Annotated in this window: 23 protein-coding genes, 3 tRNA genes, 1 rRNA gene, 2 other RNA genes and 1 riboswitch; of the genes, 11 read left to right on the forward strand and 18 right to left on the reverse strand. The window is 66.2% G+C overall.

Features of this window, described 5'->3' with window-relative positions; all coding sequences use genetic code 11:
- Nucleotides 1–141 precede the first annotated feature (141 nt).
- A complete protein-coding gene (locus G542_RS0101380) occupies nucleotides 142–1,428 on the reverse strand; it encodes a DUF3422 domain-containing protein (RefSeq protein ID WP_027823186.1) in 1,287 nt (428 codons plus the stop codon).
- A 98-nt stretch (nucleotides 1,429–1,526) separates the two neighbouring features.
- Here G542_RS0101380 and rnpB point away from each other — a divergent pair.
- Nucleotides 1,527–1,931: RNase P RNA component class A (rnpB, locus tag G542_RS17300), an RNA gene on the forward strand.
- Between the two features lie 33 nt (nucleotides 1,932–1,964).
- On the opposite strand, the gene G542_RS0101385 is transcribed toward rnpB, so the two are convergent.
- Entirely contained in the window at nucleotides 1,965–2,462 is a 498-nt protein-coding gene (locus G542_RS0101385) for a hypothetical protein (RefSeq protein WP_147640261.1), read from the reverse strand.
- Nucleotides 2,463–2,634: 172 nt separating this feature from the next.
- Between G542_RS0101385 and dusB the strand changes: the two genes are divergently transcribed.
- The 5 genes from dusB to purD all read left to right on the forward strand — a co-directional run bounded on the left by dusB (nucleotide 2,635) and on the right by purD (nucleotide 7,594).
- Entirely contained in the window at nucleotides 2,635–3,660 is a 1,026-nt protein-coding gene (gene dusB, locus G542_RS0101390; RefSeq protein ID WP_012698647.1) for a tRNA dihydrouridine synthase DusB, read from the forward strand.
- A complete protein-coding gene (locus tag G542_RS0101395) occupies nucleotides 3,657–3,899 on the forward strand; it encodes a helix-turn-helix domain-containing protein (RefSeq protein ID WP_012698648.1) in 243 nt (80 codons plus the stop codon). The genes dusB and G542_RS0101395 overlap by 4 nt, the downstream gene beginning before the upstream one ends.
- Nucleotides 3,900–3,990: 91 nt before the next feature.
- Entirely contained in the window at nucleotides 3,991–5,571 is a 1,581-nt protein-coding gene (purH, locus tag G542_RS0101400; RefSeq protein WP_012698649.1) for a bifunctional phosphoribosylaminoimidazolecarboxamide formyltransferase/IMP cyclohydrolase, read from the forward strand.
- Between the two features lie 64 nt (nucleotides 5,572–5,635).
- Nucleotides 5,636–6,256, forward strand: coding sequence for a lipid IV(A) palmitoyltransferase PagP (gene pagP, locus G542_RS0101405; protein WP_012698650.1), 621 nt, complete (start codon nucleotides 5,636–5,638; stop codon nucleotides 6,254–6,256).
- 60 nt (nucleotides 6,257–6,316) lie between these two features.
- On the forward strand, nucleotides 6,317–7,594 hold the full coding sequence (gene purD / locus G542_RS0101410) for a phosphoribosylamine--glycine ligase (RefSeq protein WP_012698651.1): 1,278 nt from the start codon (nucleotides 6,317–6,319) through the stop codon (nucleotides 7,592–7,594).
- Nucleotides 7,595–7,708: 114 nt separating this feature from the next.
- Here the strand turns inward: purD and G542_RS0101415 are convergent.
- From G542_RS0101415 to pyrE, 5 genes are all read right to left on the reverse strand, one after another.
- Nucleotides 7,709–7,783: transfer RNA gene (locus G542_RS0101415), tRNA-Thr, on the reverse strand.
- Between the two features lie 13 nt (nucleotides 7,784–7,796).
- Nucleotides 7,797–7,872 (reverse strand) — tRNA-Gly (locus G542_RS0101420).
- 6 nt (nucleotides 7,873–7,878) lie between these two features.
- Nucleotides 7,879–7,954, reverse strand: a tRNA-Asn gene (locus tag G542_RS0101425).
- Nucleotides 7,955–8,090: 136 nt separating this feature from the next.
- Nucleotides 8,091–8,693: a nitroreductase family protein gene (locus G542_RS0101430; RefSeq protein WP_012698652.1), complete on the reverse strand. Its 603-nt coding sequence runs from the start codon at nucleotides 8,691–8,693 to the stop codon at nucleotides 8,091–8,093.
- 136 nt (nucleotides 8,694–8,829) lie between these two features.
- Nucleotides 8,830–9,471 (reverse strand): orotate phosphoribosyltransferase, encoded by a 642-nt coding sequence (pyrE, locus tag G542_RS0101435; protein ID WP_012698653.1) that lies wholly within the window; start codon nucleotides 9,469–9,471, stop codon nucleotides 8,830–8,832.
- 86 nt (nucleotides 9,472–9,557) lie between these two features.
- Between pyrE and G542_RS0101440 the strand changes: the two genes are divergently transcribed.
- The gene (locus G542_RS0101440) at nucleotides 9,558–10,331 is read left to right on the forward strand and encodes an exodeoxyribonuclease III (RefSeq protein ID WP_012698654.1); all 774 of its coding nucleotides are present in this window, start codon (nucleotides 9,558–9,560) and stop codon (nucleotides 10,329–10,331) included.
- A gap of 100 nt (nucleotides 10,332–10,431) precedes the next feature.
- Complete coding sequence (locus G542_RS15580) at nucleotides 10,432–10,623, forward strand: hypothetical protein (protein ID WP_034984696.1); 192 nt, start codon at nucleotides 10,432–10,434, stop codon at nucleotides 10,621–10,623.
- Between the two features lie 17 nt (nucleotides 10,624–10,640).
- Here G542_RS15580 and G542_RS0101450 read toward each other — a convergent pair whose 3' ends face one another.
- From G542_RS0101450 to G542_RS0101490, 10 genes are all read right to left on the reverse strand, one after another.
- Complete coding sequence (locus G542_RS0101450) at nucleotides 10,641–10,880, reverse strand: hypothetical protein (RefSeq protein WP_012698656.1); 240 nt, start codon at nucleotides 10,878–10,880, stop codon at nucleotides 10,641–10,643.
- A 463-nt stretch (nucleotides 10,881–11,343) separates the two neighbouring features.
- Nucleotides 11,344–12,078 carry an adenosylcobinamide-GDP ribazoletransferase gene (locus G542_RS0101455; RefSeq protein ID WP_012698657.1) on the reverse strand — a complete coding sequence of 245 codons (735 nt, stop codon included), beginning with the start codon at nucleotides 12,076–12,078 and terminating at the stop codon, nucleotides 11,344–11,346.
- A 3-nt stretch (nucleotides 12,079–12,081) separates the two neighbouring features.
- Entirely contained in the window at nucleotides 12,082–12,885 is an 804-nt protein-coding gene (locus tag G542_RS0101460) for a sulfite exporter TauE/SafE family protein (RefSeq protein WP_012698658.1), read from the reverse strand.
- 68 nt (nucleotides 12,886–12,953) lie between these two features.
- A complete protein-coding gene (locus G542_RS0101465) occupies nucleotides 12,954–13,541 on the reverse strand; it encodes a 5-formyltetrahydrofolate cyclo-ligase (protein WP_244878666.1) in 588 nt (195 codons plus the stop codon).
- A 67-nt stretch (nucleotides 13,542–13,608) separates the two neighbouring features.
- A non-coding RNA gene (gene ssrS / locus G542_RS17770) (6S RNA) lies at nucleotides 13,609–13,789 on the reverse strand.
- 22 nt (nucleotides 13,790–13,811) lie between these two features.
- A complete protein-coding gene (locus G542_RS15585; RefSeq protein ID WP_034984698.1) occupies nucleotides 13,812–14,117 on the reverse strand; it encodes a cell division protein ZapA in 306 nt (101 codons plus the stop codon).
- Nucleotides 14,114–14,317, reverse strand: coding sequence for a hypothetical protein (locus G542_RS0101475; protein WP_012698661.1), 204 nt, complete (start codon nucleotides 14,315–14,317; stop codon nucleotides 14,114–14,116). Before G542_RS0101475 ends, G542_RS15585 begins: the two co-directional genes overlap by 4 nt.
- A gap of 40 nt (nucleotides 14,318–14,357) precedes the next feature.
- Nucleotides 14,358–15,233, reverse strand: coding sequence for a cobalamin-binding protein (locus tag G542_RS0101480; RefSeq protein ID WP_012698662.1), 876 nt, complete (start codon nucleotides 15,231–15,233; stop codon nucleotides 14,358–14,360).
- Nucleotides 15,230–15,745, reverse strand: a complete 516-nt coding sequence (cobU, locus tag G542_RS0101485; protein WP_012698663.1) for a bifunctional adenosylcobinamide kinase/adenosylcobinamide-phosphate guanylyltransferase — start codon at nucleotides 15,743–15,745, stop codon at nucleotides 15,230–15,232. The genes G542_RS0101480 and cobU overlap by 4 nt, the downstream gene beginning before the upstream one ends.
- Nucleotides 15,746–15,799: 54 nt before the next feature.
- Nucleotides 15,800–17,668, reverse strand: a complete 1,869-nt coding sequence (locus G542_RS0101490; protein WP_162142317.1) for a TonB-dependent receptor domain-containing protein — start codon at nucleotides 17,666–17,668, stop codon at nucleotides 15,800–15,802.
- 111 nt (nucleotides 17,669–17,779) lie between these two features.
- Nucleotides 17,780–17,975: riboswitch (cobalamin riboswitch) on the reverse strand.
- Between the two features lie 64 nt (nucleotides 17,976–18,039).
- On the opposite strand from G542_RS0101490, the gene cobT reads away from it, so the two are divergent.
- Genes cobT through G542_RS15595 form a run of 3 tightly spaced genes read left to right on the forward strand, consistent with a single transcriptional unit; the run spans nucleotide 18,040 to nucleotide 20,950 of the window.
- A complete protein-coding gene (gene cobT, locus G542_RS0101495) occupies nucleotides 18,040–19,074 on the forward strand; it encodes a nicotinate-nucleotide--dimethylbenzimidazole phosphoribosyltransferase (RefSeq protein WP_012698665.1) in 1,035 nt (344 codons plus the stop codon).
- Entirely contained in the window at nucleotides 19,071–19,682 is a 612-nt protein-coding gene (locus G542_RS15590; protein WP_012698666.1) for a histidine phosphatase family protein, read from the forward strand. The genes cobT and G542_RS15590 overlap by 4 nt, the downstream gene beginning before the upstream one ends.
- Nucleotides 19,683–19,714: 32 nt before the next feature.
- Nucleotides 19,715–20,950 carry a histidine-type phosphatase gene (locus tag G542_RS15595; RefSeq protein ID WP_012698667.1) on the forward strand — a complete coding sequence of 412 codons (1,236 nt, stop codon included), beginning with the start codon at nucleotides 19,715–19,717 and terminating at the stop codon, nucleotides 20,948–20,950.
- A 196-nt stretch (nucleotides 20,951–21,146) separates the two neighbouring features.
- Here G542_RS15595 and rrf read toward each other — a convergent pair.
- Nucleotides 21,147–21,259, reverse strand: a 5S ribosomal RNA gene (rrf, locus tag G542_RS0101510).
- Nucleotides 21,260–21,341 lie beyond the last annotated feature (82 nt).

Here is a 21,341-nt window from a genome sequence, read left to right on the forward strand (position 1 = left end):
ACCGTGATGGTATCACTGGCCTTCGTCCCTGCGCGCCCCGGCCTGCCGGTCATGCTCCGGCTGGACAGCCGCCCCGCCCGTGCAGGCTTGCGCAGGATGAATGGCTTTTTCACATGGAGAATCCAGCAGAATGTTCCGGCCTCATCCGTGCCCCAGATGCCGCTTGGCCCGCTGCACGCCCCACCAGACCGCACCGCCGATCGGCACGATGGCCAGTCCGGTGGCCAGTTCGGCATTCAGCGGCACGCCCAGCACCTTGAGCGCCTTGGCCACGTAGCCGAACAGGCCAACGGCGTAGTAGGTCAGCACCCCGACCGACAGTCCTTCGACGGTTTCCTGCAACCGCAACTGCAAGCCGGCGCGCCGGTCCATTGACTGCAACAGCTCGCGGTTCTGCTGTTGCAGCTCCACCTCGATGCGGGTGCGCATCAGCGCCGTCGCCCGTTGCAGGCGCACCGACAGCCGCTCCTGCCGCCCCATCACGGTGTCGCAGGTCTGCATGGCCGGCGCCAGCCGCCGCTCCATGAATTCGCGGAACGGTTGCAGGCCGGCGAGCCGTACTTCGCGCAGCTCACCGATGCGGCGCTCCACCAGCTGGTAATAGGCGCGGGCGGCAGAAAAACGGTACTGGCTGGTGCTGACGGCGTCCTCCAGCCGGCCGGCCAGACAGGTCAGTTCGGCCAGCAGGTCGCCACCGGCCGTCGGCGCCAGCAGTTCGCGGGTGGCGCTGCTCAGGCTCAGGCTGACTTCGTCAAGTTCACGCATCTGCTGCTTGGCCACCGGCAGCGCCAGCAGGGCCAGCATGCGGTAGCACTCGATCTCGAACAGCCGGCCGAGCATGCGCCCCATCTGGCGCGGATTGAGCTGGCGGTTGAGCACCACGTAACGGACAAAGCCGCAGCCGGCGTAGGCATCGTCATGCAGGCGCAGGTCGGTCAGGGCCGTGGCGGCCCCGTCGGCGATGCCGGCACCGATCAGGTCGTGGCCGGCAAACCAGCCGCGCGCCATATCGTTGAGGCTGGGTGCTTCGGCTTCGCCCACCACCAGAGCATGCACGCCGGCCAGCATGCGGCCGGGCACCGAGGCCAGCCAGTCGTCCGGAATGCCGGTCAGGGCATTCTGCACAAACGGTTCGCCACCGCTGCCCTCGATGCCGAAGGTGTAGCGCACGAATTCGGTATGCAGCGACCAGCGCACGGTCATGCCGCCGGCACGGCCGACATACTGCACGGCACCGGCCGGCGGTGGCGCCATGCCGAGCCGGGTCGCCAGCCGCTCCAGTGCCGCGCGCTGGCTGTCGGCCGCATCGAGGTCAAACACGAAGGCCAGCGAAGTGATGCGCGCCGGGGTATTGACCGGCAGCGACGGACGGGCGTGCACCTCGTCATTGAGCGTGTTCCGCAGGGGATGCAGGGTCAGGGCGGTCATGGCAGCAGGCCGGCAAAAAGCGATGACACCTGTTTACCGCATTGCAGCAGCGGCAACAATCCCGGCTGCCGGCCCCGGAATCGGCTAGAATGCGCGCCGAAGTCAGCCGGACAGCCGCCGCCCGCTTGCGGGGGGAGGAAAGTCCGGGCTCCGCAGAGCAGGATGCCGGCTAACGGCCGGGCGTCGCGAGGCGACGGAAAGTGGAACAGAGAGCAGAACCGCCGATGGCCGGGGTAACCCGGCACAGGCAAGGGTGAAAAGGTGGACTCCTTCACGGAGCCGCCGGGTGCAAACCCGGCGCGGTAAGAGCGCACCGCGGACGTGGCAACACGGACGGCAGGCTAAACCCCATCCGGAGCAAGACCAAACAGGGGGCATTGACGTGGCTCGCGTCGTCCCCGGGTAGGTTGCTGGAGCGCACGGGTAACCGTGCGCCTAGAGGAATGGCTGTCTGAGGTGGCAACACCCGAACACAGAACCCGGCTTACAGGCTGACTTCACCCTCTTCATGATGCTGCCGCGCCGGCAGACCGTGCTTACTTGCCGGTCCGGGCGGGCGGCGGACACACGCAGGCCGGTGCCTTTTTCTTGCGTACCGGCTTTTTCCTGACCGTTTTGGTGGCCGGCTTCACCGCCTTGGCCGCCGGAGCCGGCGTCACGACCACCGGCAGCGGTTCGGTCACCACCACCTCCGGCAGGGGCAGGATCGGCACTGGCGGAGGCGGCAGGATGATGGTGCAGCGCAGGTCGGCCGCCACGTAGCGCCGGGCACGCCACAGCGTGTTGTAAAGCCCGCCTACCTGGTTGCCGGTGGTCCAGCTGGTGCAGCCACGCCGTGCCGCTTCGTCACGGGCCAGCTTTTGCAGGGCCGGACCCAGCTGTTCCTGCCCCAGCCCCAGCGGTGCCCATACGGTCAGGCGGGCGTCGTTGCCGGCCAGCGGCTCGATCTGCGTTTCGTACAGATAGCCTTCATCGGTACGGGCATGCGGCGAGAACACCCCGACGCTGGCACAGCCGGCGAGGCCCAAAGTCATCAGAACTGTACAGAGCGTTTTCATGGTGGCGAGTATGCCAGAAGCGTGGGAAATTGCTCATCGGCCTGACCGATGAGCACTGCCCAAATTTTAGGCAAAAAAGTGTACCGACCGGCACAAAAGCCATTACAATGGCGCCCCTTTCCTCCCTTGCCGCCTATTTTTTACGCAGATGCAGATCGGCCCGTACACGCTTGCCAACCGTCTGGTCGTCGCTCCCATGGCGGGAGTCACCGACCGGCCGTTCCGCATGCTGTGCCGCCGCTTCGGCGCCGGACTGGCGGTAAGCGAAATGATCGCGTCCAACACGGCGCTGGCCACCAGCCGCAAGACCCTCAAGCGCGCCGACCACACCGGCGAGCCCGGCCCGGTCTCGGTACAGATCGCCGGGGCCGACCCGCAGGAAATGGCCGATGCGGCCCGTCGCAACGTTGACTACGGCGCCCAGATCATTGACATCAACATGGGCTGCCCGGCCAAGAAGGTCTGCAACGTCGCGGCCGGCAGCGCACTCCTGAAGGACGAACCGCTGGTCGCGCGCATCCTCGAAGCCGTGGTGCGCGCGGTCGACGTGCCGGTGACGCTGAAAACCCGCACCGGCTGGAGCCGCGAGCACCGCAACGCCTTGGCAGTGGCCCGGCTGGCCGAGGAAAGCGGCATCGCCGCGCTGGCCCTGCACGGCCGCACCCGCGAAGACAAATACCTGGGCGAAGCCGAGTACGACACCATCCGGGCGGTCAAGGCGGCCGTCCGCATTCCGGTAATCGCCAACGGCGACATCGACAGCCCGGAAAAAGCCCGCCATGTGCTCGACTACACCGGCGCCGACGCCATCATGATCGGCCGCGCCGCACAGGGCCGGCCGTGGCTGTTCCGCGACATCCAGCACTTCCTCGCCACCGGCGAGCGCCTGCCGCCGCCGCGCGTCAGCGAGATCAGCGCCGTGCTGCTGGAGCACCTCGACGACCTGTACGGCTTCTACGGCGAATACCTCGGCTGCCGCGTCGCCCGCAAGCACATTGCCTGGTACACCCACGGCCTCTTTGATGCCAACGCCTTCCGGCAGGCGATGTACCAGCTTGACAGCACGGCCGCCCAGCGCGCCGCCGTTGCCCGTTATTTCGACCAGCTCGCCGGCCAGAGCGAGCGTCTTGACTACAACGCCGGCAACCTGCCGGACGTGGACATCCAACCATGAGCACACCCGGTCACGACCATATTGCCGATTCCATCCGCCAGGCTATGACACAGTATTTCCACGACCTCGACGGCGAAGCGCCGGCTGCCGTGTACGACATGGTGCTGGCACGAGTGGAAAAACCGTTGCTGGAAATCGTGCTCGACTACGCCGGCGGCAACCAGACCCGGGCCGCCGAAGTGCTGGGACTGAACCGCAACACCCTGCGCAAGAAAATGAAGCTTTACCAGTTGCTGTAGCACGGTGCCCTGGCCGTGTCGCATGCCGTGACATGGCCGTCTGCCCGTCGCGGCTGTTTCCGACCCTGAAGAACCGACCGAAAGCCCTGTCATGACCAAGATCGAACGCGCGCTGATCAGCGTTTCCGACAAGACCGGCATCCTCGAATTCGCCCGCGGCCTCGCTGCCCACGGCGTCGAGATCCTCTCCACCGGCGGCACCGCCAAACTGCTGGCCGACAACAACGTGCCGGTGATCGAAGTCGCCGACTACACCGGCTTTCCGGAAATGCTCGACGGCCGCGTCAAGACGCTGCATCCGAAAATCCACGGCGGCATCCTCGGCCGCCGCGACCTGCCGGAACACGTCGCCAAGATGGCCGAACACGGCATCGGCAACATCGATCTGGTGTGCGTGAACCTGTATCCGTTCGAAGCCACCATCGCCAAGGAAGGCTGTGCGCTGGAAGACGCGATCGAGAACATCGACATCGGCGGCCCGACCATGGTGCGCTCGGCTGCCAAGAACTGGGCCCACGTCGCCATCGTCACCGATGCCGCCGACTACCCGGCCCTGCTGGAAGAAATGGGTGCCAATGCCGGCGCCCTGTCGCGCGCCACCCGCTTTGACCTGTCGCGCAAGGCCTTCACCCACACTGCCGCCTACGACGGTGCCATCAGCAACTACCTGACCGCCGTGCAGGCCGACCAGGGCCTGGCCGGCGAACCGGTCCGCACCCTGTTCCCGACCCGCCTCAACCTGCAGGTCGTCAAGGTGCAGGACATGCGCTACGGCGAAAATCCGCACCAGTCGGCCGCCTTCTACCGCGACCTCGACCCGGCGCCGGGCACGCTGGCACACTACCGCCAGTTGCAGGGCAAGGAACTCAGCTACAACAACATCGCCGACTCCGATGCCGCCTGGGAAGCCGTCAAGACCTTTGACGACCCGGCCTGCGTCATCGTCAAGCACGCCAACCCGTGCGGCGTGGCCGTGGCAGCCGATCCGCTGTCGGCCTACCGGCTGGCCTTTGCCACCGATACCACCAGCGCCTTTGGCGGCATCATTGCCTTCAACCGCGAAGTGGATGCGGCCACCGTCGAAGCCGTCAGCGCCCAGTTCCTCGAAGTGCTGATCGCCCCGGCCTTTACCGATGACGCCAAGGCCCTGATCGCCGCCAAGAAAAACGTGCGCGTGCTGGAAGTACCGGTCGAAGCCGGTGCCAACCGCTTCGAACTCAAGCGCGTCGGCGGCGGCCTCCTGGTGCAGACCCCGGACATCAAGAACGTCACCCTCGACGAACTCAAGGTCGTCACCAAGGCCCAGCCGACCCGGCAGCAGCTGGCCGACCTGCTGTTTGCCTGGCGCGTGGCCAAGTTCGTCAAGTCCAACGCCATCGTGTTCGCGGCGGGTGGCCAGACTGCCGGCATCGGCGCCGGCCAGATGAGCCGTGTCGACTCGACCCGCATCGCGGCCCGCAAGGCGCAGGATGCCGGCCTGTCGCTGAAAAACGCCGTTGCTGCCTCGGATGCCTTCTTCCCGTTCCGTGACGGCGTGGACGTGATCGCCGAACAGGGCATCAGCGCCATCATCCAGCCGGGCGGCTCGATGCGCGACGAAGAAGTGATCAAGGCTGCCGACGAACACGGCATTGCCATGGTGTTCACCGGCAACCGCCACTTCCGCCACTGATCCGGTCGGGTCTTACGGAGCCGGCACGCCGGCTCCTTTTTCACTGCCTGCGGGGAGTTTCCTGATGAAACAGATGGTTTGCTGGCTGACGGCCGGCCTGCTGACGCTGGGTGGCTTGCCCGCACGGGCCGGCGACACCGTACCGGCTGTCCCCGAAACACCCGCTGCTCCCGCTGCACCGGCAGTCCAGGAGACACCGGCCAGCTCCGCTGCCCCCGGCTTCTGGCAACGCAGCTGGGACAATGTCGAAACCACCTGGCGCTCGGACCGCTACGAGCTGTACCTGCCCGCCATCACCTGGCACAACCGGGCGTTTTACGACCGGGACAAGATCGACGAATACAACGAACACCCCTGGGGGCTGGGGCTGGGCCGCTACCGCTACGACAGCGACGGCAACTGGCATGCGCTGTACGCGATGTTCTTCCTCGACTCGCATGACAAGGTCGAGCCGTTTGCCGGCTATGCCTGGCAGAAGATCTGGCGGCCCGCCGACGACGTGCGGCTGGGTGCCGGTTTCACGGTCGGCGTCACCGCCCGCTCGGACTACAGCTACATTCCGTTCCCGGCCATCCTGCCTCTGGTATCGGTCGAGTACCGGCGTCTGGCCTTGCAGGCCACGTACATTCCCGGTGGTCACAACAACGGCAACGTGCTGTTCGGCTGGTTGCGCTGGCAGTTGTAAACCCCAGACGCGCAACAGGTCACCCCTGCGGCAACAGACAGATTCCTTGGAGCATTGCACATGAAAGTACTGGTTATTGGTTCCGGCGGCCGCGAACATGCGCTCGCCTGGCGCATCGCCCGCTCGCCGCGCATCCAGAAAGTGTTCGTCGCCCCCGGCAATGCCGGCACCGCGCTGGACCCGGACCTGGAAAACGTCGGCCTGACCGACATTCCGGCACTGATCGAGTTTGCCCGCGCCGAAAAGGTCGAGTTCACCGTGGTCGGCCCGGAAGCGCCGCTGGCCGCCGGCATCGTCGATGCCTTCCGTGACGCCGGCCTGCGCATTTTCGGTCCGACCCGGCACTGCGCCCAGCTGGAAAGCTCGAAGGACTTTGCCAAGGCCTTCATGCAGCGCCACGGCATCCCGACCGCCGGCTACCAGACCTTTACCGATGCCGCTGCCGCCCGTGCCTACGTGGACGGCAAGGGTGCCCCGATCGTGATCAAGGCCGACGGCCTCGCAGCCGGCAAGGGCGTGGTGGTGGCCATGACGCTGGCCGAAGCCCACGCCGCGATCGACGACATGCTGGTCGGCAACAAGATGGGAGCAGCCGGCGCCCGCGTGGTGATCGAGGATTTCCTTGAGGGTGAAGAAGCCAGCTTCATCGTGATGGTCGACGGCGACCATGTGCTGGCGATGGCGACCAGCCAGGACCACAAGCGCCTGAAGGACAACGACGAAGGCCCCAACACCGGCGGCATGGGTGCCTACAGCCCGGCACCGGTGGTAACGCCGCAGGTGCACGCGCGGGTGATGCGCGACATCATCCTGCCGACGGTAGCCGGCATGAAGAAGGACGGCCACGCCTATACCGGCTTCCTGTACGCCGGGCTGATGATCGACAAGGCCGGCAATCCGTTCACCATCGAGTTCAACTGCCGCTTCGGCGATCCGGAAACCCAGCCGATCATGGCACGCCTGAAATCGGACTTCACCGTGCTGCTGGAGGCCGGTATTGACGGGAAACTGGACCAGGTCGAAGCCGAATGGGACCGCCGGGTAGCGCTCGGCGTGGTGCTGGCAGCCGAAAACTATCCGGAGACCCCGCGCAAGGGCGACGTGATCACCGGCATTCCGGCCGCAACCGACGACAGCGTCACCTTCCACGCCGGCACGACCTTCAATACGGCCGGCGAGCTGGTCACCAGCGGCGGGCGCGTGCTGTGTGCCGTCGGCCTCGGTGACAGCGTGAAAATGGCACAGAACAAGGCGTATGCCGTCGCCGACCAGATCCGCTTTGCCGGCAAGCAGATGCGCCGCGACATCGGCAGCAAGGCAATCAACCGCAAGGGCTGATCCGCCAGGCAGACACGCCGTCCGCTGATGCGGGCGGCGTTTTTTTGCATGCAGGCCGGAAAACGGACAAAAAAAATCAGCCGGAAGGCTGATGTGCTGTGCGACGGATGCTTATGGTGCCCATGGGCAGAATTGAACTGCCGACCTCTCCCTTACCAAGGGAGTGCTCTACCCCTGAGCTACATGGGCATCCGGGCGAAACTGGAGCGGGAAACGAGGCTCGAACTCGCGACCTCAACCTTGGCAAGGTTGCGCTCTACCAACTGAGCTATTCCCGCTTTGTGTGGCTCCTCGACCTGGGCTCGAACCAGGGACCTACGGATTAACAGTCCGGCGCTCTACCGACTGAGCTATCGAGGAACATGCAACCGCCGAAACCGGCTGCGAGGAGAGGGATAATACGCAAAACCGGCGTCGCACACAAGACTCCAGCAAGAAAAACTGCGGTTTTTCCGCTTTCATCCATAGAGGGTGACGCCGGCCTGACCCGCCGCTGTCAGAAGCGGTTGCGGACCACCACTTCATCAACCGGCAGCTTGCCGATGCGCGGGCGGGCGGGCTCCAGTGCCTTGCCGATCGCCACCATCATCACGATCACATGATCGTCCGGCAGGTTGACCAGACGCGCCACGGCGTCAAAATCAAAACCGTCCATCGGGCAGGAATCGTAGCCCATGGCCCGTGCCGCCAGCATCAGGGTCTGCGCCAGAATGCCGCCGCTGCGCATGGTTTCGTCACGCTGCACCAACGGCTTGTCGCGGTAATAGGCATCGATGGCACCGGTCATGAAATCCTGTACCGGTCCCGGCGCTTCCTGCCAGATCCGGCCGGCATGCTTGCGCCAGCTGGCCAGATCGGCGGTCAACACCAGAAGCAGAGAGGCATCGGTCACCTGCGCCTGGTTCCAGGCCACTTCGCGGATCGACTGGCGCAGGGCCGGATCATCCACCTTCACCAGCCGGCCGTGCTGCAGGTTGAAGGCACTCGGCGCGGTCAGCGCCAGCTCGAACAGCGTCTGCTCCTCGGCAGCAGTCAGGCGATGGGCCGGGTCAAAATGCTTGACCGCACGGCGGGTACGGATGGCGTCAAAAGTCTGCATGGAACCACTCCTTCAGCATAAAGTGCCGCCATCCTAGCGGGTACGTTCCCCGGCTGTCAGCCGGGTTTTTCAGCGGTGGCCTTTCCGGTCCGGCAGCCGGCCGGCAACTGCCGCCGGCGCACCCGAATACCGGTGTTCAGCGAACACCGTACTGCGTGCGGTAGGCCTCAACGCGGGTAAGGTTATCCGCCAGATCCGGGCTACCGGCCAGAAAGCCCAAGAGATCGTCCAGCGAGGCAATCGCCACCACCGGCAGGCCGAATTTCTGCGCCACTTCCTGGGTCGCCGACAGCTCACCCTGGCCACGCTCCATGCGGTCGAGCGCAATCGCCACCCCGGCCGGCTCGGCGCCGTTGGCACGGATGATCTCGACCGATTCGCGCACCGACGTGCCAGCGGAAATCACGTCATCGATGATCAGCACCCGGCCCTTGAGCGGTGCCCCGATCAGGGTGCCGCCCTCGCCGTGGTCCTTGGCTTCCTTGCGGTTGAAGGCAAACGGCACGTCGCGGCCCTGCTCGGCCAGCATCATCGCCGTGGCACCGGCCAGCACGATGCCCTTGTAGGCCGGGCCGAACAGCATGTCGAACGCAATGCCGCTCTCGCTGATCGAGCGGGCGTAAAAACGCGCCAGCGACAGCAGGCTGGCACCGTGATTGAAGAGGCCGGCATTGAAGAAATACGGGCTCGGGCGACCTGCCTTGGTCACGAACTCACCAAAACGCAGCACCTGCTCTTCGACGGCAAAGCGAATAAAATCCTGACGAAAATCGCTCATGATCCCAATCCTTGTGCAAAACGGCGCGAAGGATAGCATGCCCGCCCGGCCGCCTGGCCGCAGGCTTCCCACCGGAGAACCACCTCTTGACCCGCATTGTCAGTGCCAACCTCAACGGCATCCGTTCCGCCACCCAGAAGGGCTTTTTCGACTGGCTCGCCACCACCGGCGCCGACGTGGTGTGCGTGCAGGAACTCAAGGCCCAGCTCGCCGACCTCAAGCCGGAACACCGCACCCCGGCCGGTTTTCCGTTTGCCGCCTTCCACTGCGCCGAGAAAAAGGGCTACAGCGGGGTCGGCCTCTATGCCCGCCGCGAGCCCGACCGGGTGGTGGAGGGGCTCGGCATCGACTGGATCGACAGTGAGGGCCGCTACCTGCGCGCCGATTTCGGCACCCTGTCGGTGATCTCGCTCTACCTGCCTTCCGGCTCCAGCTCGGAAGAACGCCAGGCAGTGAAATTCCGCTTCATGGACGCCTTCCTGCCGCACCTCGACGCCCTGCGTACCGAAGGCCGCGACATCGTGCTGTGCGGCGACTGGAACATTGCCCACAACGAAATCGACCTGAAAAACTGGAAAGGCAACCTGAAAAATTCCGGCTTCCTGCCGGAAGAGCGCGCCTGGATCGGTGCACGCTTTGCCGAAGGCTGGGCGGATGTCTGGCGCCAGCTCTATCCGGAAGCACCCGGCTACACCTGGTGGTCGCAGCGCGGCCAGGCCTACGCCAAGGATGTCGGCTGGCGCATCGACTACCAGATCGCCACCGCCGGCCTTGCCGCCCGCGCACAGTCGGCGTTTGTCTACAAGGACACCAGGTTCTCCGACCACGCCCCGCTGGTGGTCGACTACGCCGACGCCTGACCTGGCAGACAGACCGCCGGTCAGCCGGACGACACCGGCGGCTTGAGCCGCTCCGGCCCGGCCCCTATGTCACAGGGAGTCACACGACCGGAGCCGCATCATGCGAGGCTATGTCATCGAAAAAATGTCGCTCGGCGAACTGCCGCGCTGGTACGTCCTCAACGAACAGCCTCCGCGGCAGCCTGTCGCCGGCCCGTTCGACACCGAAGAAGCGGCGCAGGCCGAAGCCCTGCGGCTGGCCGAAAACGACCACCGGCACGCCCTGCACTCTGCCCGTAACCACCGCGACTGACAGCGCGCCGGGTACGGCTACACCACCCAGTCTTCCGGGCCGGCTGCATCGTCTGTAGTGACGGCAGGGGGTGAAAAGGTCAGCCGGACCGTTTCACGGCCACCGCCGGCACCCCATTCCAGCGCCACCCGCTCCAGCAGGAGCGGCGTCTGGCGGGAACCGGACTGCACGCAGAACAGGACCGGCGCATCCGGCTGGCCACGCTGGTACAGCTGGTTCAGGAGGGCAATCAGGTCAGCAAGGTTGGGAGCAGTCATGGGCCGGACTCCGTGCAGGAAAGGATGATCCAGCCTGGCACGCACACGGCACGTCCGGGAAACAAAATTCCCGGCGCCCCCTCCGCCCGGTCGGGTTCGTACACACCGCTCCTGGCCCTGCGGCCATCCAGCCCTTGCAGGCCGGCATTAACGGACAGGCGTAGCCGGAATTCCGGCACGGACCCGGCGGCCGGCGCGACACCAGTACACCGGCAGCATGCCTCGGCCTGAGAACGTGTTCACGATCTCCTGAATGGCAGGATTTCTTCAAACTTCTCTCGACTGATGTCGCTGGCGTAGGGCTTCCTCATCCCACCATGATCCGCCAACTCGACGAGATCGTGAACACGTTCTGAGATTCCGCCTGTGCCCGGCATCCCTGCCGCGCCATGCAGCAGACAGGCGGGTCGCAGCACGCCAAACCATCATCAGGCTCAGGCGGACTGCAGCTGGCCAGTGCCGGTCAGGCCAGCGGCAGGCGGGTCGCCACAACGGCCAGCAACAGCAGTCCGGTTTCAGTCAGTTCGATACCGGCGCCCAGACAGTCGCCGCTCATGCCGCCCAGTCGCCGCCACAGAAAGCGCCGCCAGCCCCACCACAGCACTGGCGCCAGCAACAGCACTGGTGCCAGCCAGGCCGACAGGGCCGCCAGCAGCAACCACGACAGCCAGAATGCCGGCCAGTCATGACGCCAGGCAAAGCGCTCGGCGTGGCCGCCGGCCGACAGGGGCGGCAAGGTCGTCCACCATACGGCGCCCAGCCGCGCCCACGCCGGCAGCAACACCAGCGCACTCCAGCCCACGCCGTGGCGCACGGCCAGCATCAGCAGCACCAGCTTGGCCAATAGTTGCAGCGCCAGCGTGATCACGGCAAAGCTGCCGGTGTGCGGATCTTTCAGGACGGCCAGAAAGCGCTCGGGACTGCGGTGTGCCGCACCGAGGCCGTCGGCCAGATCGCCAAGACCGTCCAGATGCAGCCCGCCCGTCACCCATACCCACGTCACCAGCATCAGCAGTGCAGCCAGCCACGGGTCCAGCCAGGCGCCCAGCCAGCCCAGGGCTGCCACCAGCGCGCCGACCAGCAGGCCCACCACGGCAAACCAGCGGATGGCACCGGCCAGCCAGGCCGGATCAAACGTGCGCAACTGCGGCGTCGGCAGGCGGGTCAGGAACTGCACCGCCAGGATCAGGCTCCGCATGAATTAGCGCACCAGTGTCCACAGCATCTGCGTGGCCATCACCGCCATCAGTCCGGCAAACACTTTTTTCAGGCGCGACACCGGCAGCCGGTGCGCCAGCCTGGCACCCTGCGGCGCGACCAGAACCGTGACCACACTCAGGGCGAGCAGGCCAGGCAGATAAACAAAGCCCACGGCGCCCGGCGGCAGGTCGGGAGCATGCCAGCCGCTGATGACGTAACCGACGGCACCGGCCACGGCAATCGGCCAGCCCAGCGCGGCGCTGGTGGCAATGGCACGCGGCATCGGCACGTTGCACCAGCTCATGAACGGCACGCTCATCGAACCGCCGCCAATGCCGACAAAACTGGAAATCACCCCGATCACGCCGCCGCTGCTCCACAGTCCCAGCGGCCCCGGCAAGGGCCGGCCGCCCTGCGGTTTTTTGTCCGCCAGCATCTGCAACGCGATCACGTAGGCATAAACGACGAAGAACCATTTGAGGTCATGGCTGGGAATCCAGCCGGCAATCTGCGAGCCGACCAGCATGCCGACGATCATCGCCGGCGCCATGCGCTTCACGATGCTCCAGTCCACGGCGCCGCGTGCATGGTGCGCACGCACGCTGGCAAAGCTGGTGAACACCATGACCGCCAGCGACGTACCCAGCGCCAGGTGCTGGACCTGATGCGTCACGCCGGCGGCCTCCAGCACCCATACCATGGCCGGCACGATGATGAGCCCGCCGCCCACCCCCAGCAAACCGGCCAGAAAACCGGCCACTACGCCAATACCGGCCAGTGGCAACAACAGGGAAACATCAGGCATGACACACGCTCGGCAACCGGACCAAAGGCGGCATTGTGCCTACGTCCGGCCCGACAATGCAAAAGGGATCAGAGCTGGCGCGGCCAGCGTCCGGCCTCGGTCAGCACGCCGTCGAGCGGCTGGTCGTGCGCCTCGCGCGGCACGGCATCCACCCGCTGGCAGGCAAAGGCGCAGCCCAGCAGCCATGGCCGGCGCGCGGCTTTCGCGAGGGGTGCCAGCGTGGTGTCGTAATAGCCGCCGCCCTGGCCGAGCCGGAAGCCGTCATCGTCAAAGCCCACCAGCGGCAGGCAGACCAGATCCAGCTGCCGGGCCGTCACACCGCGGCCCAGCGGCTCGCGGATACCCAGCCGGCTGACCCGCCAGCGGGTGGCTTCTGTCAGTTCGACAAAACCGAGCCGCCGGCCGTGTCTGGGCACCACCGGCACAAACACGTGGCAGCGCCGTTTGCGGGCCCGTTGCAGCAGGGGTTGCAATGACAGCTCGCTCCCGGCTGCCATGTACAGTGCCACCCGGCGCCCCGGCCGCAGGAAGCGCTGCACCTGCACCGCCACCCGGCGGGCAGCCAGTTGCCGTTCGGCAGGCGACAGTGCCTGCCTCCGCTGGCGCAAGACGCGCCGCAGCACACGCTTGAGTTCGGTCGGGCTGTTCACGGACACGGGAGAAAGACGAAGGGAAATGCAGCAGGAGAAACGAAAACCGCCCCGTAAAAGGGGCGGTGGAAATTTTGCCCCCGCAAGCGTCGATCCGGCTGCTTATCCCGAACCTTACGGTTCAGGTGGTCGCCAACCGCATGTTTCGGGCGCACTGGCAAGCCAGCACGACACGCCCACATGCTAAATGTCAGCAACCTTGCATCGAATATTGGTTCTGGGAAATTAAGCCATCCCGAACGCCGCAGGGGACTAAACCGGTATCTCAAAGAGCAATCAACTGGCAGAACACGAGGAGATGGTGCTTTGTGCCGTGTTCTCTATGTCTTGTATTTTACGCTCAATCGCCTCGATGTCTACAGGCGGTGACGAACGACCCTGACGAAGATCGTGCGTGAGGTTGAGCGCTGCCAGGATGGCAATGCGCTCCGCATCCACGATGCGGCCGCTGTCACGGATATGGCGCATGCGCTTGTCCAGTAGGCGGGCTGCCGCCATCAGCGCCTCGCGCTCACCCAGCGGGCAGGCAAAACTGAAGCGGCGCCCCATCAGCTCGACCGAAATGGTGACGGTATCGCTCATTCTTTCACCTCCGGCAGACGGGCAATCAGGCTCTCGATCCGCGTGCGCGTCATGTCAAGACGGGTCGTCAGCGCGGCATTGTGCGCTTCGGACTCGGCCAGCCGGGTCGCCAGCTCACGCTTGTCCGCCGCGAGGCGCTCGCACAGATCGGCAAGGGTCTGCACCGTGGCATGCAGACGTTCGAGTTCGGCATTTATCATGCATTGGAATGTAGCGCGGCGCCCGATCAGGGTCAAACGTCTACGAAGGCGCGCCGGGACGCGATCCCCGAGCCTGGTCCAGCGCCTGACAGACGGCATCCATCCCCCGGACCAGCCGCGGCCCCGGCCGGCTGACCCAGTCCTGCGGCAGGCCATGGAGCTGCCCCGTGGCCACGGCCGGAATCTGCGGCCAGCGCCGCCAGCGTTCCAGCCGGCTGACCGGCCCTGGCACCAGCATCACCTGCGGCCGTGCTGCCAGCACCGCCTCGGGACTGACCTGCGGCACCAGCTGCGGCAGCCCGGCAAACAGGTTGCGCCCGCCGCAGACCTCCAGCAGCGCCGACAGGAACTGCCGGCCGTTGACCGTCAGCAGCGGCACCTCGCTGACCTGTACGAACACGTCCAGCACCGGCAGCCCGGCATGCGCCTGCCGGGCTGAGGCCACCGCCTGCCGGAAACCGGCCGCCTCGCGCTGGCCAGCGTCCTGGCGGGCCGTCAGTGCCCCCAGCCGCTCGAACGTGCTGGCCACCTGCTCCAGCGACGACGGCTCGGACAGGAACACCGGCACGCCCAGCGCCCGGAGGCGGGCAATCTCGCGCGGTGCATTGCCGCTGGCCCAGCCCACCACCAGGTCGGGCCGGAGCGCCAGCACCTTTTCCACGCTGACGCCGGCGTAGCCACCCACCCGCGGCAGGCGGCGCGCTTCGGCCGGCCAGTCGCTGAAATCGGTGGTGCCGACCAGCAACGTGCCGGCACCGATGGCGTACAGCGACTCGGTGGCATGCGGTGCCAGCGACACGATGCGCCGGGCCGGCTGCGCCAGCGTCACGGTCTGCCCGGTGTCGTCCACGGCACTGACCGATGCCAGCACCAGTGCCGGCCACAGCGCCAGCCATGCCAGCCAGCGCCCTTTCACGTCCGGCCTGCCTTGATCGCCAGCGGCTGGCCGGCCACCAGCAGGGTAACCCGGTCGGCAAGGGCGCCGATATCCTGGTTGAGCCGGCCCAGCTCATCGACGAACCAGCGGTTGTCCTCGCCCAGCGGCACCACGCCACAGCCGATTTCGTTGCTGACCAGCAGCACGTCACCCGGCACGCCGGCCAGCGTGTCCAGCAGCGTCTGCCGGGCCGCCATGAAAGCCGCCGGCTGCTCCAGGAAATGCACCAGCCACAGGGTCAGGCAGTCGACCAGCACCAGCCCGTCCGGACGGGCTGCGTCCTCCAGTGCGGCCGGCAGGCCGGCACCGCACTCGATCACGCGCCAGTGCACCGGACGGCGCGCCTGGTGCATGACGACCCGGTGCGCCATTTCCGCGTCCCCCACGGCAGCGGTGGCCAGATAATGGATCGGCCCGGCATGCGCCCGCGCCAGCTGCTCGGCATGGCTGCTCTTGCCCGAACGGGCGCCGCCGGTAATCAGGTGCAACATGGTGTTTCTCCTCGGGCCCGCATCGGCATGCGGGCCCGGCAAACAGCTTGCGGCTTACTTGGGCTGCCAGTTCACGCCGACCAGCCACTCACGGCCAGCGGTGTTGTAACCCGGAACCAGCACATAGTCGCGGTCAAAGGCATTGTTGACGCGGGCAAACAGGCGGGTGGTCGGATTGAGCGCGTAATCGGCGTAAAGGTCGACCAGCGCATAGCCGCCCAGCTCCTTGGTATTGCCGGAATCAGCGTAGCGGCTGCCGACTGCACGCAGGGTCGAACCCAGTGTCAGCTGGTCGAACGGCCGGCTGACATCCAGCGTGCCGTACCACTCGGAACGATAGGTCAGGCGCTTGTCGGTGATGTCGTCGCGCGGGTCCTGCCAGTTGACGTTGCCACGCAGGGTCGTGCCGGCCAGCACGGTGGAACCGGTCAGCGACACGCCCTTGATGGTGGCCTTGTTGACGTTGCTGGACGTGCACGGGAAACCGCCACTGCAGTCGTAGCCGTTGATCAGGTCGTCCACCCGGTTTTCAAACGCGGCCAGCTTGAGCTTGCCCAGCGCTCCGCTGAACTCGGCGCCCACCTCGGCATTGCGCGAGCTTTCCGGCTTGAGATTCGGGTTGCCGACATAGCCGTTGCCGTCGTCCGGCCAGTAAAGATCGTTGAAAGTCGGCACGCGGAAGGCCGTACCCCAGTTGGCGGTCAGCTTGACGGCTTCGTTGACGCGGTAGCCATAGCCCAGCGTGCCGGTGGTCTTGCCACCGAACTGCGAGTTGTTGTCATGCCGCAGCGAGGCATTCAGCAGGCTGGCACCAAACTCGCCATTCCAGCCGGCAAACACGGCATTGTTCTGCCGGTTGCTGACTGTGAATTCCTGCGTGCTGGATACTTTCTGTTTCTGGTGCTCGTAGCCGGCTGTCAGCTGGCCAGCGGCACCCAGCGCCAAGTCGTTCTGCCAGGTCAGGGTGTCCTGGGTGGTCTTGAAGAAGCTGTAGTCGCCCCACGGTTGCGAAGGAGCGAAGTTTTCCGAGCGGTCCACCGCCTGGCTCAGGGTCAGGGTGCTGTGCCAGCGTTCGGTCAGCTGGTTTTTCAGGTAGACGCTGTTGGCCTGGACGCGGTTTTTCTGGATGTCGTCGAATTGTCCGGTCAGGTCCTTGTTGGCATCGTATTGTGCGCGGCCGAACGCCTGGAAGGCGTTGAAGCCGACTTCGTGCCCTTCGGCCAGCAGATGGCTGACCCGCACGCTGTAGGCGGTATTGCGGTAGCCGTCCTCGTCCGGGTTGTAGCTCCACTGGCTGGATGCGTTGGTTGCCGAAAAACCGCCATCGGTGGTGCGATGGGTCACGTCAACGGCAAACGAGGTGTCCCCCACTACGCCGCCGATGCCGGCACCCACGCGCCAGGTGCCGTCATTGCCGGCTGCCAGCGACAGGTGCGGTGCCGGTGCGCCCCGGCCCTTGCGGGTGAAAACCTGCACCACGCCGCCGATGGCGTCGGCACCGTACAGGCCCGACACCGGCCCGCGCACGATCTCGATGCGCTCGATCTGCTCCAGCGGGATCTGTTCCAGCGCCGTGGCCCCGGTAGTGGCCGACACCACACGCACGCCGTCGATCAGCACGACCGACTGGTTGCTGTTGGTGCCGCGGATGAACAGCGAAGACTGGCGGCCGTCACCGCCGTTGCTGGCAAATTCGATGCCGGCTTCGCGGGACAACAGCTCCGGCAGGCTGGTCGGACCGGCCCTGGCAATATCGTCGCGGGTGATCACCGACACGTCGCGGGTCAGGCTGGCGGCCTGCACGGGCGTACGGGTGGCCGTGACCACGGTTTCGGCGACATCAGTGGCCGGGGCAGCGGCAAAGGCCGAGCCGATGGCCAGCGACACGCCGCCGGCCACAAAACGGAAAACAGATTGGGACACGTGAACAACACTCCTGAAAGACGGCAACAAGGAGTGCGAGAAAGACGGGGCGCATGCCCCGGGCACTGACGGATCATCCAGCATCGTCAGTATCGCCTCCCCGCGATACTCCGCTACAGATACCCCAGGGCCGGTCTCCGGGCTCGGTCTTGCGTCGCATCGCCTTCCCGTTCGAGAACAGTGGCAGACATGATGCGGCTTGTCGTCGGACAGACCTTACCGTTGCGGGGGCAGCGCCGGTCTTGCACCGGCTTCCCGTTTCATCTGGCGCTCAATGCGCACAGACACCCTGATGGCGGGCGCGATTATAGCGCCACCGTTAGCGGCTGGCGCCGGCTTTCGGTATCGTCATGCCCTTTCTGGAGTCCATCATGCCTGTTCCGCTTCCCGATCCCCTGGCCCTGTCTGCGGCCCGCGAACGCCAGTCCCGGCTGACCAAGCCCCTAGGCAGCCTCGGACGGCTGGAAACGCTGGCCTGCCGGTTTGCCGCCTGGCAAGGGCTGGCGATACCCCGCCGCCTGCAACCGGCCATTACGGTGTTTGCTGCCGACCACGGCGTCTGTTGCGAGGGCGTGTCGGCCTATCCGGCAGCCGTCACCGTCGAAATGGTGCACAACTTCACCCGTGGCGGTGCGGCCATCAATGTACTGGCATGCGAAACCGGCGCCCGGCTGGAAGTGGTGGACGTCGGCGTGGCAGGCGTTTTCGATCCGGCACTGCCCATCGTGCACGCCAAGGTACGCGCCGGCAGCGGCAACCTGCTGCACGAACCGGCCATGAGTGCAGAGGAATGCGCCGCAGCCCTCGAGGCCGGTCGCCGGGCCGCCCGGCGGGCCGTGGAGGCCGGTGCCACCCTGCTGATCGCCGGCGACATGGGCATCGGTAACACCACGGCCTCGGCCTGCCTGATTGCTGCACTGGCCGGGCTCGACAGCGCCACAGTGGCCGGTCGCGGCACCGGCATTGATGATGCGGCCCTGGCGCGCAAGCGCGACATCATTACCGCGGCCTTGCAGCGGGCGGCAGATCGCTGCATTTCGCCGGCCGACTGGCTGGCCGAAGTCGGCGGTCTGGAAATCTCCGCCATGGCCGGGTTCTATCTGGAATCTGCCCGGCTGGGACAGCCGGCGCTGGTGGACGGTTTCATCGCCACGGCAGCCGCGCTGGCGGCCTGCCGGCTGGAGCCGGCCACGCGGCACTGGCTGCTGGCCAGCCACTGCTCGCACGAGCAAGGACACGCCCCGGCGCTGGCAGCCCTGGAACTGGAGCCGCTGGTCGATCTGCAACTGCGGCTGGGTGAAGGTTCGGGCGCAGCACTGGTGGTCCCGCTGTTGCAGGCAGCCATTGCCCTGCATGCCGGCATGGCCACGTTTGCCGAAGCCGGTGTTTCGGACAAGGATGCATGAGCATTCGCACCATCACCCTGCTGCGCCATGGCGACATCGACGCTGCGGGCCGGCTGGTGGGGCACACCGATCACCCGCTGACCGGTCCGGGCTGGCAGCAGATGCAGGCCGCCTGGCAAGCCCTCAGCGCAAGCGACCCGGCCATTGATGCCGTCGCCAGCTCCGACCTTGTGCGTTGCGCAGCGTTCGCCAGGACCCTGCCTCATGCAGTCGAGCTGGCAGCCTGCTGGCGCGAAGCCGGTTTTGGCCACTGGGAAAACAGCCTGACGACAGAGCTGCCGCCAGGCTGGGCGGACGATTACGCCGCGGGGCGCCTGACGCCTCCGGGTGGTGAATCGATGGCTGCCTTCGCCAGCCGCATACGAGAGGCCTGGCAGCACTGGCAAAGCCGGACCGCCGGAGCAACCCACCGGGTACTGGTGACCCACGGTGGAGTGATCCGTCTGTTGCTGGCCGACACTTTCGGCTGGAGCCCGGCGCAGGCGCGGCAGATTGCCGTCCTGCGCGGCGGCTGGGTGCGCTGGAGCGAGGCGGACGGCTGGCCGCCGTGCCTGCTGGAGCTGCGCGGACCGATACTCCTGCCGGCAAACCCGGAGACGACTGGCTAAGGTAAAAGCACCTTGTCGTACGGAGCCGGACCATGTGGCGTCTTCTCTTGCCAGGATTGTTGCTGGGCCTGTCTGCCAGTGCCGTGGCAGCAACAGAACAATGGGTCATCGTGATGCGGCACGGCGTGCGGGCTCCGACCCAGAGCGTGCCGACGCAATCCGCATGGACACGCAAGGCCTTGCCGGACTGGCCGGTCGGACGCGGGGAGCTGACACCTCGCGGAGCCGCCCTGCTGACTGCCCAGTGGCAGGCGCTCGGACAGCAGGCCCGGGAGGCCGGGCTGTTGCCCGGACAAGGCTGCCCGCCACCAGGAAGCGTCCACGTCCGGGCCGATACTGACGAGCGCACGCAGGCCAGTGCGGCAGCCTTGTTGCAAGGGCTGGCTCCGGGTTGCGGGCTGAAGTTTGCGGTCCGGTCCGAAAAGACGACCGACCCGTTGTTCCATCCGGTCAAGGCCGGCGTCTGCCGCTACGATCGCCAGCAGGTCACTGCTGCCCTGCAGCCACAATTGCCCGGCTTGCAACAGGCATTGCAACCCTCCTTGCAGGCTTTGCAGATGGCCAGCGGCTGCTGTACTCCCAGCCTGTGCCAGTCCCTGGATGCCGCCGGGCGCTGCGTACTGCCGTTGCTGCCCTCCCGGATTCATGTCAGCACCGACCGGCAACAGGTATCGCTGCACGGCGGCCTGGGAATTGCGGCCAGCCTGGCGGAAAACCTGCTGCTGACCGCAGCCGAATGGCCGCAGGGCGTGCCTGCCGGCGTGCTTGGGGTCACGGCAGAGCAGTTGCCGGCGCTGTTGCCGGCACACGCGGCAGCTTTCAGGTTCGTCAACGGCAGCGAGCCGGTTGCCCGGTCCAACGGCTCGGCCCTGCTGGACCAGGTGATCCGGACCTTGCAAGACCCGCAGGCAGCGCCGCTGACGGTGCTGGTCGGACACGATACCAATATCGCCAACCTTGCCGGTCTATTGGACCTGCACTGGCACATCAGTCCTTATGCACGCGACGAGATTCCGCCGGGCAGCGGGCTGCTGTTTCGCCGGAGGAGTGATCTGCAGGAGGGGGAGCAGGTCAGCATCGCGTTTTTCACGCCGTCCCTGGCCAGCCTGACCCGCCCTGACATCCGCGAAGAGCGTCCACAAGCCAGTCGCCTGCCGGTACCCGGATGCGGGGGGAAGAGCTGTCCGGCCCGTGGCTTCGCCCTGCTGGGCGCAGGACAGGTTGATCCCGGCTGTGTGCCTCCGGCACAGGCAACCACGTTGAGGTAATGACCGGCTAACCGGTCATCCGGGGAAAGAGGCCCCGGAGCGGAACCGTCCTGCGGATGCAGCAGAGAAGCTGGTCAGGATGAGCAAAGGTTCGGCCTGTTCCCGGACTCGATGCAGGCGGTCGTATACGCGTACGCGCGAGGACGGGCATGACAAAGCAAAGGCCCCCAGCGTGTGCTGGGGGCCTTGATGGGGAGCCTGGCGGTGTCCTACTTTCGCACGGGTATCCGTACTATCATCGGCGCTAAGTGGTTTCACGGTCCTGTTCGGGATGGGAAGGGGTGGGACCCACTCGCTATGGCCACCAGGCATAAACTGTCGAGCCGTCGTGCTGCTTTCGCAACACGCCGCCTCATCAAACGGTCAAAGAAGTGACAGGTCAGATCGATCG

This window comes from Laribacter hongkongensis DSM 14985 (genome assembly GCF_000423285.1).
Taxonomy (GTDB): domain Bacteria; phylum Pseudomonadota; class Gammaproteobacteria; order Burkholderiales; family Aquaspirillaceae; genus Laribacter; species Laribacter hongkongensis.

What these genes read in the sequence shown, in the direction of transcription:
- pyrE (WP_012698653.1), bottom strand. Translation starts at nt 9,471, where the DNA reads ATGAGCGATTTTCGTCAGGATTTTATTCGCTTTGCCGTCGAAGAGCAG.
- G542_RS0101455 (WP_012698657.1), bottom strand. Translation starts at nt 12,078, where the DNA reads ATGCGGAGCCTGATCCTGGCGGTGCAGTTCCTGACCCGCCTGCCGACG.
- G542_RS15590 (WP_012698666.1), top strand. Translation starts at nt 19,071, where the DNA reads ATGAGCATTCGCACCATCACCCTGCTGCGCCATGGCGACATCGACGCT.
- G542_RS0101475 (WP_012698661.1), bottom strand. Translation starts at nt 14,317, where the DNA reads ATGATAAATGCCGAACTCGAACGTCTGCATGCCACGGTGCAGACCCTT.
- G542_RS0101450 (WP_012698656.1), bottom strand. Translation starts at nt 10,880, where the DNA reads ATGACTGCTCCCAACCTTGCTGACCTGATTGCCCTCCTGAACCAGCTG.
- G542_RS15595 (WP_012698667.1), top strand. Translation starts at nt 19,715, where the DNA reads ATGTGGCGTCTTCTCTTGCCAGGATTGTTGCTGGGCCTGTCTGCCAGT.
- cobT (WP_012698665.1), top strand. Translation starts at nt 18,040, where the DNA reads ATGCCTGTTCCGCTTCCCGATCCCCTGGCCCTGTCTGCGGCCCGCGAA.
- dusB (WP_012698647.1), top strand. Translation starts at nt 2,635, where the DNA reads ATGCAGATCGGCCCGTACACGCTTGCCAACCGTCTGGTCGTCGCTCCC.
- G542_RS15585 (WP_034984698.1), bottom strand. Translation starts at nt 14,117, where the DNA reads ATGAGCGATACCGTCACCATTTCGGTCGAGCTGATGGGGCGCCGCTTC.
- G542_RS0101395 (WP_012698648.1), top strand. Translation starts at nt 3,657, where the DNA reads ATGAGCACACCCGGTCACGACCATATTGCCGATTCCATCCGCCAGGCT.
- pagP (WP_012698650.1), top strand. Translation starts at nt 5,636, where the DNA reads ATGAAACAGATGGTTTGCTGGCTGACGGCCGGCCTGCTGACGCTGGGT.
- G542_RS0101460 (WP_012698658.1), bottom strand. Translation starts at nt 12,885, where the DNA reads ATGCCTGATGTTTCCCTGTTGTTGCCACTGGCCGGTATTGGCGTAGTG.
- cobU (WP_012698663.1), bottom strand. Translation starts at nt 15,745, where the DNA reads ATGTTGCACCTGATTACCGGCGGCGCCCGTTCGGGCAAGAGCAGCCAT.
- G542_RS0101430 (WP_012698652.1), bottom strand. Translation starts at nt 8,693, where the DNA reads ATGCAGACTTTTGACGCCATCCGTACCCGCCGTGCGGTCAAGCATTTT.
- G542_RS0101385 (WP_147640261.1), bottom strand. Translation starts at nt 2,462, where the DNA reads ATGACTTTGGGCCTCGCCGGCTGTGCCAGCGTCGGGGTGTTCTCGCCG.
- purH (WP_012698649.1), top strand. Translation starts at nt 3,991, where the DNA reads ATGACCAAGATCGAACGCGCGCTGATCAGCGTTTCCGACAAGACCGGC.
- purD (WP_012698651.1), top strand. Translation starts at nt 6,317, where the DNA reads ATGAAAGTACTGGTTATTGGTTCCGGCGGCCGCGAACATGCGCTCGCC.
- G542_RS0101380 (WP_027823186.1), bottom strand. Translation starts at nt 1,428, where the DNA reads ATGACCGCCCTGACCCTGCATCCCCTGCGGAACACGCTCAATGACGAG.
- G542_RS15580 (WP_034984696.1), top strand. Translation starts at nt 10,432, where the DNA reads ATGCGAGGCTATGTCATCGAAAAAATGTCGCTCGGCGAACTGCCGCGC.